Source organism: Halostagnicola sp. A-GB9-2 (genome assembly GCF_030068615.1).
In the GTDB taxonomy this organism is placed as follows: Archaea; Halobacteriota; Halobacteria; order Halobacteriales; family Natrialbaceae; genus Halostagnicola.
Map to the genome: position 1 here is coordinate 810,252 of NZ_JASJOC010000001.1, position 15,563 is coordinate 825,814.

Annotated in this window: 17 protein-coding genes; 9 read left to right on the top strand and 8 right to left on the bottom strand. The window is 59.2% G+C overall.

The features are described from left to right. The first annotated feature begins 120 nt into the window (after positions 1-120). Together QNM96_RS04030 and QNM96_RS04035 are read left to right on the top strand one after the other, a co-directional pair. Positions 121-465: a hypothetical protein gene (locus QNM96_RS04030; RefSeq protein WP_283834724.1), complete on the top strand. Its 345-nt coding sequence runs from the start codon at positions 121-123 to the stop codon at positions 463-465. A 557-nt stretch (positions 466-1,022) separates the two neighbouring features. After that, the gene (locus tag QNM96_RS04035; protein WP_283834983.1) at positions 1,023-1,505 is read left to right on the top strand and encodes a zinc ribbon domain-containing protein; all 483 of its coding nucleotides are present in this window, start codon (positions 1,023-1,025) and stop codon (positions 1,503-1,505) included. A 46-nt stretch (positions 1,506-1,551) separates the two neighbouring features. On the opposite strand, the gene QNM96_RS04040 is transcribed toward QNM96_RS04035, so the two are convergent. The 3 genes from QNM96_RS04040 to QNM96_RS04050 form a co-directional block, all read right to left on the bottom strand. Further along, positions 1,552-2,334: a cohesin domain-containing protein gene (locus QNM96_RS04040; protein WP_283834725.1), complete on the bottom strand. Its 783-nt coding sequence runs from the start codon at positions 2,332-2,334 to the stop codon at positions 1,552-1,554. A 133-nt stretch (positions 2,335-2,467) separates the two neighbouring features. Continuing rightward, entirely contained in the window at positions 2,468-4,687 is a 2,220-nt protein-coding gene (locus tag QNM96_RS04045; RefSeq protein WP_283834726.1) for a 5'-nucleotidase C-terminal domain-containing protein, read from the bottom strand. A 109-nt stretch (positions 4,688-4,796) separates the two neighbouring features. Further along, on the bottom strand, positions 4,797-6,086 hold the full coding sequence (locus tag QNM96_RS04050; RefSeq protein WP_283834727.1) for a DNA double-strand break repair nuclease NurA: 1,290 nt from the start codon (positions 6,084-6,086) through the stop codon (positions 4,797-4,799). A gap of 146 nt (positions 6,087-6,232) precedes the next feature. On the opposite strand from QNM96_RS04050, the gene QNM96_RS04055 reads away from it, so the two are divergent. Both QNM96_RS04055 and gpmI read left to right on the top strand, forming a co-directional pair. Then, positions 6,233-6,487, top strand: a complete 255-nt coding sequence (locus QNM96_RS04055; RefSeq protein ID WP_283834728.1) for a hypothetical protein — start codon at positions 6,233-6,235, stop codon at positions 6,485-6,487. 92 nt (positions 6,488-6,579) lie between these two features. Beyond that, positions 6,580-8,097, top strand: coding sequence for a 2,3-bisphosphoglycerate-independent phosphoglycerate mutase (gpmI, locus tag QNM96_RS04060; protein WP_283834729.1), 1,518 nt, complete (start codon positions 6,580-6,582; stop codon positions 8,095-8,097). 151 nt (positions 8,098-8,248) lie between these two features. Here gpmI and QNM96_RS04065 read toward each other — a convergent pair whose 3' ends face one another. Then, the gene (locus QNM96_RS04065) at positions 8,249-8,734 is read right to left on the bottom strand and encodes an NUDIX domain-containing protein (RefSeq protein WP_283834730.1); all 486 of its coding nucleotides are present in this window, start codon (positions 8,732-8,734) and stop codon (positions 8,249-8,251) included. Between the two features lie 134 nt (positions 8,735-8,868). Between QNM96_RS04065 and QNM96_RS04070 the strand changes: the two genes are divergently transcribed. The 3 genes from QNM96_RS04070 to QNM96_RS04080 all read left to right on the top strand — a co-directional run bounded on the left by QNM96_RS04070 (position 8,869) and on the right by QNM96_RS04080 (position 10,979). Beyond that, a complete protein-coding gene (locus QNM96_RS04070; protein WP_283834731.1) occupies positions 8,869-9,036 on the top strand; it encodes a hypothetical protein in 168 nt (55 codons plus the stop codon). 170 nt (positions 9,037-9,206) lie between these two features. Then, positions 9,207-10,493 carry an O-acetylhomoserine aminocarboxypropyltransferase/cysteine synthase gene (locus QNM96_RS04075; RefSeq protein WP_283834732.1) on the top strand — a complete coding sequence of 429 codons (1,287 nt, stop codon included), beginning with the start codon at positions 9,207-9,209 and terminating at the stop codon, positions 10,491-10,493. Positions 10,494-10,589: 96 nt separating this feature from the next. Then, on the top strand, positions 10,590-10,979 hold the full coding sequence (locus QNM96_RS04080) for a hypothetical protein (RefSeq protein ID WP_283834733.1): 390 nt from the start codon (positions 10,590-10,592) through the stop codon (positions 10,977-10,979). Position 10,980: 1 nt separating this feature from the next. Here the strand turns inward: QNM96_RS04080 and QNM96_RS04085 are convergent, their stop codons facing one another. After that, positions 10,981-11,139, bottom strand: a complete 159-nt coding sequence (locus tag QNM96_RS04085; RefSeq protein ID WP_283834734.1) for a hypothetical protein — start codon at positions 11,137-11,139, stop codon at positions 10,981-10,983. Positions 11,140-11,328: 189 nt separating this feature from the next. Here QNM96_RS04085 and QNM96_RS04090 point away from each other — a divergent pair, with 189 nt between their 5' ends. Beyond that, complete coding sequence (locus QNM96_RS04090; RefSeq protein WP_283834735.1) at positions 11,329-11,874, top strand: DUF5813 family protein; 546 nt, start codon at positions 11,329-11,331, stop codon at positions 11,872-11,874. A gap of 421 nt (positions 11,875-12,295) precedes the next feature. On the opposite strand, the gene QNM96_RS04095 is transcribed toward QNM96_RS04090, so the two are convergent. The 3 genes from QNM96_RS04095 to QNM96_RS04105 form a co-directional block, all read right to left on the bottom strand. Next, positions 12,296-12,622: a hypothetical protein gene (locus QNM96_RS04095; protein WP_283834736.1), complete on the bottom strand. Its 327-nt coding sequence runs from the start codon at positions 12,620-12,622 to the stop codon at positions 12,296-12,298. Between the two features lie 1,332 nt (positions 12,623-13,954). Further along, complete coding sequence (locus QNM96_RS04100) at positions 13,955-14,185, bottom strand: Lrp/AsnC ligand binding domain-containing protein (protein WP_283834737.1); 231 nt, start codon at positions 14,183-14,185, stop codon at positions 13,955-13,957. Next, positions 14,185-14,931: a TrkA family potassium uptake protein gene (locus QNM96_RS04105; RefSeq protein ID WP_283834738.1), complete on the bottom strand. Its 747-nt coding sequence runs from the start codon at positions 14,929-14,931 to the stop codon at positions 14,185-14,187. Before QNM96_RS04105 ends, QNM96_RS04100 begins: the two co-directional genes overlap by 1 nt. 369 nt (positions 14,932-15,300) lie before the next feature. On the opposite strand from QNM96_RS04105, the gene QNM96_RS04110 reads away from it, so the two are divergent. Beyond that, entirely contained in the window at positions 15,301-15,531 is a 231-nt protein-coding gene (locus QNM96_RS04110) for an Lrp/AsnC ligand binding domain-containing protein (protein WP_283834739.1), read from the top strand. Positions 15,532-15,563 lie beyond the last annotated feature (32 nt).

Sequence of the window (15,563 nt, forward strand, 5' to 3'; positions counted from 1 at the left end):
CATGAAGTACCCCGGGACACCCAACCCGGGATACTTCACAACCGATGGTACCGCGAGGAACACCGGCGTCAGTGTCCGCAACTCCACGCCTTTTTGCACCTTCGTGCCGTAGAATGGTTCATGTTGATGGTACGCGGTCGCGCAGGCGGTACCGAACTGACGGGAACGCTCTACGAGCGCGGCGAACAGGCACCGTCGTTCCGCGGTGCCCCGAACGAAGACGCCGCGTACGTGTGGGTCTGTGACGAATTCTACGAGGTCGACAGCGGCGGAACGACTCAGCTCATCAACGACCGAGAGGTCAACGTCGCCTTCGAGTCGCCAATGCCTCGCGGGTTCGACACTCGAGACCAGGCCGTCGAGGCGGCCAAAGAACACGTCAGAACCCAGTTTGCCCGTATCGGTGTCACGGCGAGCGACGTCGAACTCGAGGTCGAAAAGAGCGAGCCCGAAACCGAAGTCTGATCCTTCTCTCCCGTTCTATAATGAAAACAGGCAGAGTACCCCGGCCACCGTGCCCGGGGGTGAATGCCGTCGCACCTACTGGATAAGTCACGTGGGACTGATTCGTAGTTTTAAGCCAGTATAGCGCGATAAGTTACGTGTCCGATGAATGAGCTTGTTGAAACGCTACGCTTTCGCCTACACATCGAAAGCGGAGAGCGTTGGCGTCTGAAACAAGCCCGGTTCGACGCTCAATCCATCGCTAATCATACGTGGGCAATGCGGGAACTCGGTTACAGTAAGACCGAGATTGCGAAGCGAGTCACACTGACCGGAAACGAATTCATTAAGAACAACGCTCAGGCGGTCGTGTGGAAAGCGTGCGATGCCTACGACGTCTACGAAAGCGCACTCGAGAAGTGGTCTAACAGCGATACCAAAGACGAATTATCCAAGACGACAAACACAGTGAGGTTCACCGAATCGGGAATTAGGTGGAGAACTACACTGGGTGGACGCTCCACCGACTCAGCAAAGTCATCGAATACTACGTAGAATGGTTCCCAAACCCAGTTGTCGTGTTCGAATCGCTGGAAGGCATTCGCAACGACATGGACTACGGTTCATATATGAACCGCCGGTTGCACAAACTGCCGTTTTACGAGTTTGAACGGCCAGTCACCTACAAAACCCACCGACATAGGACACCAGTTCAGCATGTCGAATCGGAGTATAACTCACAGCGATGTGCGTGTTGTGGTGACAAAGGAATCCGGAATCGCGGTTGGTTCACGTGCCAGAATGATGCGTGTGATCTCGCACAAGACCATAGTGACCGGAACGCTAGCGTGAATGCTGCGGTTCGATGGATTGCAAAAATGGAGGGTGGCGATGACAGTCATAGCAGCGCGGATAACTACCGGCCTCGCAAAACCCCGCCTCAACTGCGGGTGCGCCGGGTCGGGTCGGGACGTCACAACACCACCTCCTGTGGTGCAGTGGATATAAACCGTCCAACCTCATCCCGCTCCATTGCGGAACAGGGAGTGCTTCACAACTAAATTTGAGGAAACAATAAAAGCCGCGAGCCACCGCGCCCGCGGTCGTTTACTCGCAGTCTCGGCCCCACAGGAACACGGCGACGAGACTACCGATTGCGGTCGCAATCAGCGTAATTCCGTCGAACCCAGGAACGGAATCATCGGCGTTATCCGAGTCCTCGGCCGCGTCGGTCCCGTCCTCACCGGACTCGTCTTGCTCCCCGTTTTGGTGACCCTCGAGTTCGTCGAGATCTGGCTCCGGATGATCGAACGACTCGACGGGCTCGTCTTCGTCATCGATCGTCACGGAAACGTTTTGATCGTGAATCGGCATCGGGTAGGACCGCTCGAGGTTCACGCTCGTTTCTTCGAAATTAATGTTCGCCGCTCCGGGCGGTGCGTCGTCGGCGACCTCGACTGTAACCGTCGCGAGCCTCTCGTTACCGGTCGCTCCGCCCTCGACGGGCTCGCGCCACTGTTCGAGGATGGCCGTTCCATCCGAGTGGGCCAGGATTTCTTCCTCGTGAACCTCGGTCTCCTCGTCCTGCTCGAGCCACGGCCCCGGTTCGATGGCTGTAATCTCGAGGTACTCCGGGTGGTACTGGGCGACCAGATCGACGGATTCGACGCCCTCGCCGCCGTGACCGCCGTCGGTCACCATGGTGATATCGACGGTAAACTCCTCGCCGGATTCGGCGTCGACGCTGTGCGGTGAGGGCGTGATGACCGCGAGTTGATCCGCCCCAGCAACCGCGCCGACGGCGACTCCCGCCACGGCGAGGATGACGAGCAACGCCACCAGGGCACCAACGGCGCGTTCGACTCGGGTGTGTTCAGATTCAGCTACCATTTCGTATCAAGAAACGTGAGTTCGTCTACCATGTCCTATCGGGGGATGTGCATTCGTTGGGTCCGCGAGTTCGTTTGCTTGTCGCCGGCGGTATCGGTAGTCGCCCGATTCAGTCGACCGGTCGCACCAATTGTTACGCGTCAGTCGTCTTGTTGGCTTCGCCGTCGAGTCCGCGTTCGCCACCGGATTCACCGTCGCCGGTCGATCGGTTTCGAGCGTAGAGGTACGCGCCGCCAGCACCGCCGGCGAGTGCCGCCGCCGGGCCGAAGCCTGGGGTTTCGTCCTCGTCCGATCCGGACTCGTCGTCTCCGTCGCCGTTGTCTGGTTCTTCACCGAGCACCGCCGACGCGCTCACGTCCGATTTCAGTTTGAAGTTATCGTACCCGTCCGAGGCCGGCACGTCGAACTCGTAGTCCCACGAGTCCTGATCCGGCTCGTAGCTTCCGAACAGTCGGGCGACCGGTTCGTCGACATCCTCGATCAGGTCGACCAGCGCGGCTTCGTCGAAAGTTACGTCGACCGTCTCCCCGTCGCTGTCTGCCGATTCGGCGTCGACGTCCGCACCCGTCCGAATCGCGACGCGGAACGAATCCTCGACGACCTCGTCCGCGCCATCGGGTACGTCTACGGTGAGGGTGATCTCGTCGCTTTCGTCGCCATCTCCGGCCTCCTCGACTGCGGCGGAATCGACCGCCTCGTCGACGCGGATCATCCGATTTTCCCGCTCGGGGGCGACCGGCTCGTCCTCGGACTCGAGTTCCTCTAACACGTGCGGGCCCTGGAACTGGCCGGTCTCGAGGACGACCTCGGCTTCCGAGAGGGTCGGCGAGTTGCCGACCGTGTAGTCGTTGTGCGCGAGATAGTACGTCTCGTCGCTGTCGACGGGTTCGCCGCCGACGAAAACGTTGTCCACCCAGACGTCGTCTTCGTGTCCGGACCACTCGTAGGAGACGCCCGACACCTGGATTGCGGGTTGTGCACCGAAATCCTGGTCCGGCAACGGCCGGATCTCCTCCTCGAGGTAGTCGACAACCTGCTGGCCGGTTACCTCGAGGACTTCGATCGTGTTGGGGAACGGAAGCGTGTCCATGACGGCCGTTCCCGGGATTTCGCCGGGGCCGTACGTCGAGTCGCCGCGGATCCCGCCGCCGTTCTGGGCGGCGATATCGACCTCGATGTCGTCGGTTTCGCCGACGGTTCGCATCGCGTCGGTCATCAGGTTCCCCCAGTTGGTCTCGATCGCGTAGTTGTCGAACGTCGCGTTGAGTTCGACCTCGCTCTCGAAGGCCGTCTGGCCGAGTTCGTCCTCGAGTTCCTCGGTCCACTCCTCGGTCAGGTCGGCGAGGTACTCGTCTTCCTCGATATCTGCGAGGTTACGAGCGCTGATCTCGTCGTACTCGTCGACTTCGGGTGTGGGATCGACACCCTCGGGAAGCAAATCGGTTCGTTGCCAGTTGACGAGGTCGCCGTCGGCGTCGAGCGTGATCGAGCCAACGTGGTCGAACTCGTCGCCGAACTCGCTGATTATCGTCCCGTCTTCGATGGCGGGCTCCTCGAGGACGACGCCCGAATGTGAGCCGACGATCGCGTCGAGACCGTCGACTTCGGAAGCGAGCGTGTAGTGGACGCCCGTCGAGACGTGCGACGCGAGAACGACGATGTCTGCGCCCTCGTCACGAAGCGCGTCGACCGCTTCCTGCGATCCCTCGACATAGCCCAGCACTTCCCACTCCTCGGGATAATCGGTCAGCGAGTGGAACGTCTCCGAGACGAGTCCGAAGACGCCGATCGTCAGGTCGCCCTCCTCTATCGTGATCCAGCGTTCGGTTCCCGGGACGGCCTCGCCCTCGTCGTCGAGCAAGTTCGCGACGACCCACGGGAACTCGCTCTCCTCGAATCGTTCGGTCGCCACGTCCGCACCGAAATCGTACTCGTGATTCCCGACGCCATCCGCATCGATGTCCATGTAATTGAGCGCCTCGACCATGTGTTTGCCCTCGTACTCGAGGCCGAGCATCGACGGCGCGAAGTCGTCGCCGTTCCCCAAAAACAGCGCGTTGTCTTCGTCCTCGAGCACGTCCTGGACGACGGTATAGTAGCGCGCGATGTTCAGTTCGCCCTCCTCGGCGTCCTGAAACCGGCCGTGAAAGTGCGTGTCGTGGACGATCGTTACCGTTTCGTCGTCTTCTTCGGCTCCGACGGTCGTGCTCGCGCTAATGGGAACCAGACTAGCGAGAGAGGTTCCTGCGGTCGCGCCGAGGAACCGACGGCGAGTGCTAGCGGTGACATTCTCGGTCTGGATGAAATCCGCTCGTTTGTCGTGACTATTACCGTCCGATGACTGTTTGGTCATAGTCACACACTGCGAAAGCACCAACTAATAGGTTTCTACTATCCGAATAAGTCTACTCTAATAAGTTATATTGATGCATATATGCAAACGTTGTCGGAGAGAAAAGTTGTCAAACCAGGTCTTCTCCCCACCGGTGATCGTCGTACGTCCGATCCTGTGTCGTCTCGAAACTGTCCTCCAGACTCTCCCGAAGTGACCGTTTTTCCGTATTGCTGATCCGGGCAAGTTCGTCCGCCTTGTCGATGATCGTCGGCGGTCCGTGGGCGATGGCCACGTCCTGGAGGACTTGCATCGTCAGCCGTTCTCGAATCTCCGGATCACGGGTGAACGCGTACGGTGCTTCGATTCGGTAGAGAAGATCGTCTCGAGGGTCGTAGAGGACGAAGAACGTGACCTCGTAGTTCTCGTGTGACAGGTTCCGTTCGACGCCGAGTGCGTCACCGTCGACTGAGAGCGGACGATCGACACCCCCTCGAGAACGGAACCAGTTGGTGTAGGTCAACGAGGAGGTGTCTCGCTCCCAGCGATCACCCTCGACGTCGTCGACGTACTCTCCGCGTTCGAGAATTCGAGTGAACATCGCGGAGTCGTCGGCCCAGGGAACGTCGAGTCCGACGTCTCCTTCTTTTCGTTTCTTCCGCTTGAGCGTCCGCGTTATCACGCGCGTCGCGGGGTTCTTGACGAATCCCATCAGCGGAACCTCGCGCTCGAAGAAGGTCTCGACCAGTCGAACGTAGTTCTCGAGCACCGTCGTCGGTCGGGGATCCTCGAGCAGGAAGTCCGCGAGGTCGGGGTGCTGGTCGGCCCAGCGAAGCAGTCCGCGGGGGTACAGCGGCCCGTCGAGGACGAGCAGATCGGAGACCGTCGGGGCGTGTTCGCGGGCGTGCTCGCTCTCGGCGAGATACAGTGCGAGCGCGTGAACGACACCCTCTGCAAATCGGGGAAGCGGCGGCACCTTCACCGCGCGCGAGCGGCTGTACCCGCCGTCGAACTTGTCCCACCGATCGTCGACTCGAGCGGTCTCGTCGTTGGAGTGAACCGTCGCGACGACGGTCCGAGAGCGGTGCAGATCGAGATCGCTCGGGGTCGCGCTCATCGCGGCCTGTGCGATGTCGATGACGAGCCCGTTTTTGAACGTCGTCGGGTTGATCGTCCCCGCGTCGAGACCGTGCTGGGTCGGAAACGGACGATCGCGGAGCGCCACGTCCTCGCAGTCGACGAGTTGCTTTCGAACCTCGTCGATCGGCTCGAGGATCGTCCGTCCGTCGGCGTTCAATGGGTCCAGAAACGAGTCCCAGACGGTCTCGGCGAACTCCCGGTGGTCCCGCTCGTCGGCACCGTGGTCGATCCGCCGCGCGAGCCGCGCGATACCGTCGAAGTGAACCGGATCGAGCGTCATGACCGACCCCACCGACCCCACCCGCAAAAATCCCGCGATCGGTTCGAACCGCGAGAACCTCCGGGGTGCTCGAGCGGTTCACTCGAGACCGGGTAAATTATTATCAGAAAACGTATATGACTTGCCGTGGATAACTCTGATACCCGATGTCCAAGCGAGGAATTCGGAGCGTCAAACCGGAGTCACCGGCGATCAACTGGCATCAATCCGAAAACGGAGTAACGATCCGCGACGAGGAAAACCCCGACGCGTGGGTCCACATGGAGTTCGAGGCGGGCGTCCCGCCGGAGCATCGACTCTTCATGATCTGTGACGACTGCGGGGCGGTGTTCGCCCAGCGGAGCAAGCCCGGGCGGGGGACCGTCTGTGGCGACTGCGGAGCGAGGTACGAACACGAATAAAAGAGGGGTGACACATTTAGCGTATCGACGATTTTTCCGCCATCTTCGCAGTGAACGACAGCTAGATACGGCGGGACCCGTTCCACTCGCACATGAACGCGGCACTGATCGTCCTCGACGGCTGGGGACTCGGTGATGACGACGGCGGAAGAAACGCAGTCGAGGCAGCCCACACCCCCGTGTTCGATCGGCTCTCGAGAACGGGAGCGGCGGGCAGCCTCGAGGTCGCCGGACGGCGCGTCGGCTTGCCGGACGGCCAGATGGGAAACAGCGAGGTCGGCCACTTGAATATCGGCGCGGGACGGGTCGTCTACCAGGAGTACACCCGGATATCAGACGCCATCGACGACGGCTCGTTCCGCGAGAACGACGCGATCAATGCGGCCTTCGATCACGCTCACGATAATGACGGACGCGTACACTTTCTCGGACTCGTCAGCGACGGCGGGGTTCACTCCGATCAGGAGCACCTCCACTCGTTGATCGAACTCGCCGCGGATCGGGACGTCGAGGCGGTTACCCACGCGATTACGGACGGCCGTGACACCTCCCCGACCGGTGGGAAAGGGTACCTCGCGGCGCTCAAGGACGTGATCGATACCCACGGAACTGGTGATGTGGCGACGGTCACCGGTCGATACTACGCGATGGACCGAGACCAGAACTGGGAGCGAACGAAACGCGCCTACGACGCGATCGCTTCTCGAGAAGCCGACTACGAGGGCGACTCGGCGGTCGAGGCCGTCGAAGCGTCCTACGAGCGCGGGGAAACCGATGAGTTCGTCGAGCCGACGCTGATTTCCGGCGAGCCGGCGCTCGAGGACGGCGATTCGGTCGTCTGGTTCAACTTCCGATCCGACCGCGCTCGACAGCTCACTCGAATGCTTGCCGACGTTCGACCCGAGTGGGAGTTCGAAACGAACCCACCGGAAATCGAACTGGTCACGATGACCGAGTACGACGAGACGTTCGACCAGCCGATCGCCTTCCCGCCGAACCAGCCCGAACAGGTGCTCGGAGAGGTGCTCGCCGACGCGGACAAAACACAGCTTCGAATGGCCGAATCCGAAAAGTACGCCCACGTCACCTACTTCTTAAACGGCGGCCGCGAGGTCGAGTTCGACGGCGAGCACCGAGAGATCGTCGAGAGTCCGGACGTTCCGACGTACGACCTGCAACCGTCGATGAGCGCGCCGGAAGTGACCGATACGGCGATCGAGACGATCCAGAGCGAGGATCCCGACGTGCTCGTGCTCAACTACGCCAATCCCGACATGGTCGGCCACACTGGCGACTACCGCGCCGCCGTCGAAGCCGTCGAAGCCGTCGACACCGAACTGGGTCGGCTCGTCGAGGCGCTCGAGGACCAGGGCGCACACGTTCTCATTACCGCCGATCACGGCAACGCCGACGATATGGGAACCGAAGAACGACCGCACACGGCACACACCTACAATCTCGTGCCCTTCGTTTACGTCGGCCCCGACGGAAGCGACGACGGACGGACGGTTCGCGAGGGCGGCACCCTCGCGGACATCGCCCCAACGATGCTCGAGCTGATCGGCATTGATCAGCCGCCGGAGATGACAGGCGCGAATCTGCTGGAGTAGCGGCGATCGCTGTTTTTTCGGTCGAGTCGAACCAACGAGTTCCCGCCGGATCGAGTCTGCCCAGGGTCGATTTAGCGCCGGATCGAGTCTGCCCAGGGTCGATTTAGCGCCGGATCGAGTCTGCCCAGGGTCGATTTAGCGCCGGGTCGAGTCAACTCGAGGTCGATTCGCGCGACGTATCTACCGCGCCGATCGCCGCACAACCGAGTTCGATCACGTCTTGCTCGAGATCCCTTTTCCGAAGTTCTTCGCGCGTGTACCAGTCCCAGGCGTCGACATCGGCTTCGTCGGGGCCCGGGTCGATCTCTCGACTCGAGACACTGGCAAAAAAGATGTGGTCGATGTGCTGGTGGCCGACGGTGCCGTCGTGGACGTTGACGTCGTAGAGCATTTGACGGCGAGGCTGGGGGAGGCACCGACCGGAACCTCCCTCGAGTGACTCCTGCTCACGGCAAATAGACGGCTCGAGACCGGTCTCCTCTATACACTCTCGAATCGCGGCCTCGTGGGGTAGTTCGTCGCGGTCGATATGTCCGCCGGGCGGGATTCGTTTCCCGATCCGTTCGTGCTGGTGGAGCGCGGTCGCACCGTCGTTGACCACGTAGGTGGTCACCGTGAAGTGGCGGGTCGTTTCCATGCTCGAGTGGCTGGCACCGAGCGATGAAAATCGCTCCGATCGACTCGTTCCGGGATGGAATGATGCGTGGAAACATCTATCAAGGGATACGAATCACACGTAATATTATAGTAGCAGCGTCTAAATCGCTTCGTATGAGCAATCAGGATTCGATGATGGCGGAAGAAGATGAGGCATTTACCCGTGAAACAACGTACATCATGATCGTCTGGACGACCGTCGTCGTCGCGGCGGGAGTCCTCTTGGTACTGATGAGAGACCCGCTCGCCGCTATTTTCGCGCTTTCGGGTCTCGGACTGTAATCGGGGACTAATTGACGTCACGGATTACCACTGTGGTCGGCGAGACGAGAACAATCACTCCGGGACGGATGGCCGGTGTCGGCTTGTAACTAGGTTCATCGTGCTCCAGGGTCTTCCAACTCGCAAAATGGACGGCAACGTTTTCCTTTCTGCTGTGAGAACGAGTCGATATGGGTGAAGATACCAACGACCACCGGTTTGCGACGAACAGCGTTCACGCGGGCCAGGAGCCAGACCCAACGACTGGAGCTAGGGCACCGCCGATCTATCAGACGACCTCCTACGTCTTCGACGACACCGAACACGCCGCGAACTTGTTCGGCTTAGAGGAGTTCGGCAACATCTACTCGCGGATCATGAACCCGACGAACGCGATGTTAGAAGAGCGCATCGCGACCCTCGAGGGCGGCGTCGGAGCGCTCGCGACGGCCTCGGGGATGGCATCGTTCGATCTGGCGACCTTTATCCTCGCCGAGGTCGGCGACAACATCGTCTCCGCATCGGCGCTGTACGGCGGCACCTACACGTATCTCACGCACACCGTCGCAAAGCGCGGCATCGAGACGAAGTTCGTCGACACGCTCGATTACGAGGCCTACGAGGAAGCGATCGATGACGACACCGCCTTCGTCCACCTCGAGACGATCGGCAATCCGGCGCTCGTGACGCCCGATATCGAACGCGTCGCGGAAATCGCCCACGAGAACGACGTGCCGCTGTTCGTCGACAACACGTTCGCGACGCCGCATCTCTGTCGACCCCTCGAACACGGCGCGGATCTCGTCTGGAACTCGACGACGAAGTGGCTCACCGGAGCCGGCTCGACCGTCGGCGGCGTGCTCGTCGACGGCGGCAGTTTCCCCTGGGACGAGGGCGACTACCCGGAGCTTACGGAACCGAATCCGGCCTACCACGGGATCAACTTCCACGAGACGTTCGGCGAGCAAGCGTTCGCAATCGCGGCTCGAACGCGCGGCCTGCGGGATTTGGGCAACCAGCAGTCGCCGTTCGACGCCTGGGTCACCCTCCAAAAGCTCGAGTCCTTGCCGCTTCGGATGGAGAAACACTCCGAGAACGCCCAGGTCGTCGCCGAGTATCTCGAGGGCCACGAGAAAATTTCGTGGGTCAACTACCCGGGACTCGAGAGCCACGAGACGCACGAAAACGCCAGCAAGTACCTCGATGGGGGCTATGGGGGAATGATCACCTTCGGCCTCGAGGATGGCTACGAGGCGGCCGAGACCGTCTGCAACGAGGTCGATCTCGCGAGCCTGCTGGCCAACGTCGGCGACGCGAAGACGCTGATCATCCACCCGGCGAGTACGACCCACCAGCAACTCTCCGAGGAGGAGAAGCTGGCGAGCGGAACCACGGACGACCTCGTTCGGATCTCGGTCGGGATCGAAGACGTCGAAGACGTGATCGCGGATCTCGAGCAGGCGATCGACCAGGTCTAACCTCTTTCGCTCGATCCGTTCGGTGACAGGGGACGGCCGTCCCGACGCTCACGGAAAGCCACCGTCATTAAGGTCACGGAGAACTACCCCTCTGGTATGGCCACAGGGCTACTCACGTCCGACACGTCGAACCAGATCGTAACGACTGCCCGGACAGCCATCGGCGATAGCTTGCGCTCGGTCACCTACTTCACGAAAGACGACTTCGAGCAACTGTACCTTCGTGAGGACCTCGAGCGCGACGCAGATCTCTCGACGTTCATCGGCCACGAGTGGCGGGGCTTCAAGACCGCCCAAACTGCCTACGAGGGGTCAGAACTCGGCGATTACAACTACACGATTCGCGTCTTCGACAACGGCTTTCTCATCCGCGTGACCAACGACCGGGAGGGGTTCCTCGCCACCACGGACGGCCTCACGGTCAAGGACTTCGAAGAAGTCGCGACCGCACTCGGAACGTACCTCGAGGAGCGAGCGCTCTCCTAGTTCAATCGGCGTTCCGTCCCGGTTTTGAAACAGGGGTATCGACATCCTTCGCCTCGGTTTCGGCTCTCGAGCCGATCGGCAGTCCGGAACCAATCTCGGCGTCGAGACCGAGCAATCTGGCGAATCGACGACGTTCTGCTTCGTATCTATCCATACTCATGCCGCCGACAAACGACAACAACGGTTGTAGTTATGGATCGCGTTCGCCTCGAGAAGGGGCGGGTTTCTCAGGGGAAACGGTTCGAAACGGTCCGAAACAGTCAGGATAGGGAGACAGTCGTGTACGGATAGCTCCCAAATCCCTACCACAGCGTAACACCCTTTTTCGCCACGCCCGTTCGTCGGGATAATGACCGACCAACCGCCCGCCGTCGAGCGCGAACTCGAGTCTCACGACGCGTTTACGCCCCGAGACGATGGGGACGGACACCAACTCGAAACGACCGTCTTCGAGACGATCGTCACGGCCGACGAGGGCCAAGGAAAGCGCGACGGGAAGTTCCACGTCACAATCTCCGTTCCCACGCTCTCAGCCGCGACGAACGACGACGCCGGCCCTTCGGTCGATCAGATCGTCGAAGACGGCTGGTTCGAAACCCTCGAGCGTCGACTCGAGGATACCTTCTCGCTCGCCCATACGAGCACCCACGAAGCGCCCACGCTCGAGCGCGGTTCGGACGAGGTCCGCGTGATTCTCGAGTACGTCGCCTGGGACGCCGGTGAGGGCGTCGAAGACGCGAAAACGCTAATCGAGTACGTCGAGGGAACCTACGCCCAGGGGATCGTCCCCGGCTACGAGTACGAGGGAGAGGCAGCGGCGTTGCTCGAGAACGCCCAGAGTCAAGGACAACAGGCAGCGGACGGGAACGGAGAGAGTGGCGGCATGCCGATGTAGATCAGCGAAATCAGCGAAGAGGAAGACATCGAAAAGCTGTGGCCGGGAGTGCGACTCGAGGAACTCGAGAGTCGCACGACTCACTGTCAGGGCACACGCTGACAAGCCCTGCTTTACTTCGTTCAGCAGGACTACGGAAGAGCACGCTCTTCTGAGGGTTTCAGTCGATAGTAGCGCGGTTTCTCTATTCAGAATTACACCAGAAACGGAATCGGACAGTTCGGTCACTACACGTACTTATCGAGCGGCAGAATATCTATCAAATACAAGTGATGTTCACAGAAGAGTGCTGAATACAGAGCGCGAATGTTGTACGAGATTCGGCTCGATTTGTGGAGGTAGTGATCGCTCAGTATAGTGGATAGAACGCGCATATTTGGGTGCATGGACGCGATAGAATACCGAACAACGATCAATCAGTCTATTCTCTATCCAAAAAAGTCCAGAAGGGAAATTCGTAGTGGCTATTTCTTGCGTTTTCCGGGATTGCGCTCTCCTCGCTTTCCTTTCTTTTTATCGGTATGGCCCGGCGGTCGCTTCTTCCTGCCTTTGCGTTTTCCGGGATTGCGCTCTCCTCGCTTTCCTTTCTTTTTATCGGTATGACCCGGCGGTCGCTTCTTCCTGCCTTTGCGTTTTCCGGGCTTGCGCTCTCCTCGCTTTCCTTTCTTTTTATCGGTATGGCCCGGCGGTCGCTTCTTCTTGTCTTTGTGCTTTTTGTCTTTTTTACTGTCTGCGGATACAACGCCACTGAATCCAATCAACGTAGCGCCGCCCAGCATCGCTGTTCGCAGTATTCCTCGTCGCGAGTCTCGGGCCCCTTCCGAGGCCGGATCAGGTTCTGTCATTTGGTACATCCGGGCAGCCGACCTATGCATGCGTATTGCCGGTCGATCCTGCCCACCACAGTGGGTATTGACCCTGTTATTAAATAGAGAAGTGTGTTTCAATTACCATCCGCAACTGATATCGAACCCGACGCACTGGTTCCGAGTTAAAGATTATCTACTACCGAAGGTGTCTACAGTCAGCTAATATGGCCATATAACATATCGCAGGAAAACAGTTTGAGACGACAAAGAGGCACGGAGAACGTTCTGGAAAACGAATATTATTTCTGTTTTCCACTGTAGGACCGCTTATCGACCAACTCGGAATATACCCTAAACAAGACATCTACGTGTCTAAGGACTAACTTTGTGTTCTGGCCGATAGTTTTTCTGGCTGGTAGAAGCCACTTTTGCAACCACAATTTGACTCTCAATATAGATGGCACGACCATTACGAATCATATGTAAGAAGACATTATACTATATAAAATATCTTCTTCAGATGACTTCCAGAATACGTCATATAAACATCTGTTTACATTCGGGAACAGATCGGTTATGAGTGGCGCATCAATATCAGGTTGCCAGGTGAAACTGACGATCCGCCTTCTCCAGTCAAGTATTTGTAGCGGTCTCGTAGTCCTCCTGTTCGTCATATTGCGACGTCATATCACACACCAGACTATTCATCTTGTGGGTATGTGCCGTAGCTTAGAGGCTACGATATCTGAGCCGCCAGACAGTGCCTGCACTGAACACTCAACACTCCACGATAATTCCCTATAGTTCGTGCTACATTTGCGTCTTCTATTCAACACGACTCTATCAACACCCTGATAAATGAATCAGCGCTAAGTTCGCACATATACTGATCAGCTGATTCAGTGCAGACTCTCTGGAACAAACTAATCAGTTTGCTACAGCTATTCTCTCTATTCAGCACGCGACTCTTGACAGTCAGTAGATAGGCCGATAGCTCTGCTGGTAATGCTCTCACACGTGCTGAACGCGAGTTTTACGGGATACTTTGAATAAAGAAACCGGATTACTAACTACTGGTTTACCGAACGACGGCACGCTGTCGGCGTCGCCGCCAGCGTGCCAGAGCGTGGTTCGAAAGACGCCTCGGCGTCTTTCGTCACTAAGCGGGATCGAAGATCCCGCGAGGTCGGCGAACCCTTCGGTTCGCTTGATCACGAGAGAGCTTTGCTCTCTCGAACGACAGCCTAAAAGTTTGGTATGAAACTTCGTTTTTAGTCCATCGCAATGTACGTCTGCGTATCCTCAACGCCGCTGATTCCCTGTATTTGGTTCGCCGCGATCTCCTTGACCGCCGCGGGCGTCTCGACCCTGGCTTTCGCGATGATATCGACGTCGCCGGCGACGATGTGGGCTGATTTGACGCCCTCGATCGTTTCGATGTTGTCCCGCAGTCGATCCGCCTCGCCCGTATTCGCCTTGACCATAATGAATGCTGTAACCATCAGTTGGCACCTCCAGTGTTCGCCTCCGTGTCTTCGGTCGTCGTTCCACTCTCGATATCCGCCCCCTGCTCTGCCTCCGCCCGGCCTCGAGTCTTGCCGACAACGATCTGGCGAACGTCGCTCAGCACCGCGAAATCCGCGAGTACGACCAGCCGATCACCCACCTCGAGCGATTCGTCGGCCGTCGGGATCTCGAGGTCACCGTCGGTCTTGCCGAACGCGAGAACGGTCGAATCCGCGGGTAGTTGCAATTCGCTGATCGTGTAGCCGTTGATCGGAGCCTCCTCGGTGATCGTCAACTCGACGACCTGCAGGTGCTGTGCGATGTCGGCGATGGCCCGAATCGTGCCGCCCAGCAGGGCGTTTTTCGCGCCCATCGCGCCGAGGCGTTCGGGGTAGATCACCTCGTCGACGACGTCGGCGTACTTCCGATAGATCCGCTCGCGGTACTCCTCGTCGATGCGCAAGATTGTGCGACAACCGTAGTGGTCGGCGATCAGACACGCCGAGAAGTTGACGTTCAGGTCGCCGGTCAGCGCACCGACGGCGTCGGCGTCCTCGACGCCCGCCTCCTCAAGAAGCGCCTCTTGGGAGCCGTCGCCGTCGATGACGGTAAATCCCTGATTGCGGGCTCGATTGGCCGTGGCCTCGTCTCGTTCGATCAACGTCACCTCGTGGCCTTCCTCGCCCAGGACGCGGGCGGTGCGCAAGCCGACCCGTCCAGCCCCGATTATTACGAACCGCATGGACTGGGGTACGCTCGCCCCCGTGAATAAGTTTGCCCTGCGTTAGCGAATCACTCGGAGTGTCTGGAACGCTGTCCCATTTCGCCGTGTTCGGCTCATAAAGCCTGTTGAACGCCCAACGAACAGGGTCGGGAGGATACGGAGGTAGTGGAGAAACTCGAGCGAGAATCGTCCGTCTCCCCCCGGACCGTCATTTCCCGAGCGGGCGCTTCGTTACGAAATCACGACATCGAGCGGGCGATTGCTCGCGTTTCCGACGACCTGACTCACGCCGTTGTCAGCGGACTGACAGAGGACAATTCGTCCTCCCGGGGGCGTTCGATTCGGGCAAAGGCTTTAGTCGTGCCAGAGAGTACCACACCTCGAGCAATGGTTCACGCCTTCATCATGGTGAAGACGGCCGCCGGGAAATCCGAGCACCTGCTCGAGGAGATTCGGGGGCTCGAGCAGGTCGCGGAGGCCCACATCGTCGCCGGCACCTACGACATCATCGCCGAAGTCGACGTCCCCGAAGTCTACGACGTGTTACAGACGGCCTCCTCGGACGTGCAGGGCCTCGAGGGCGTGGCCGATACGAAGACGTACATCGGGATGGACTAATGAGCGAAATTTGACACCAAACTTTTGCTCTG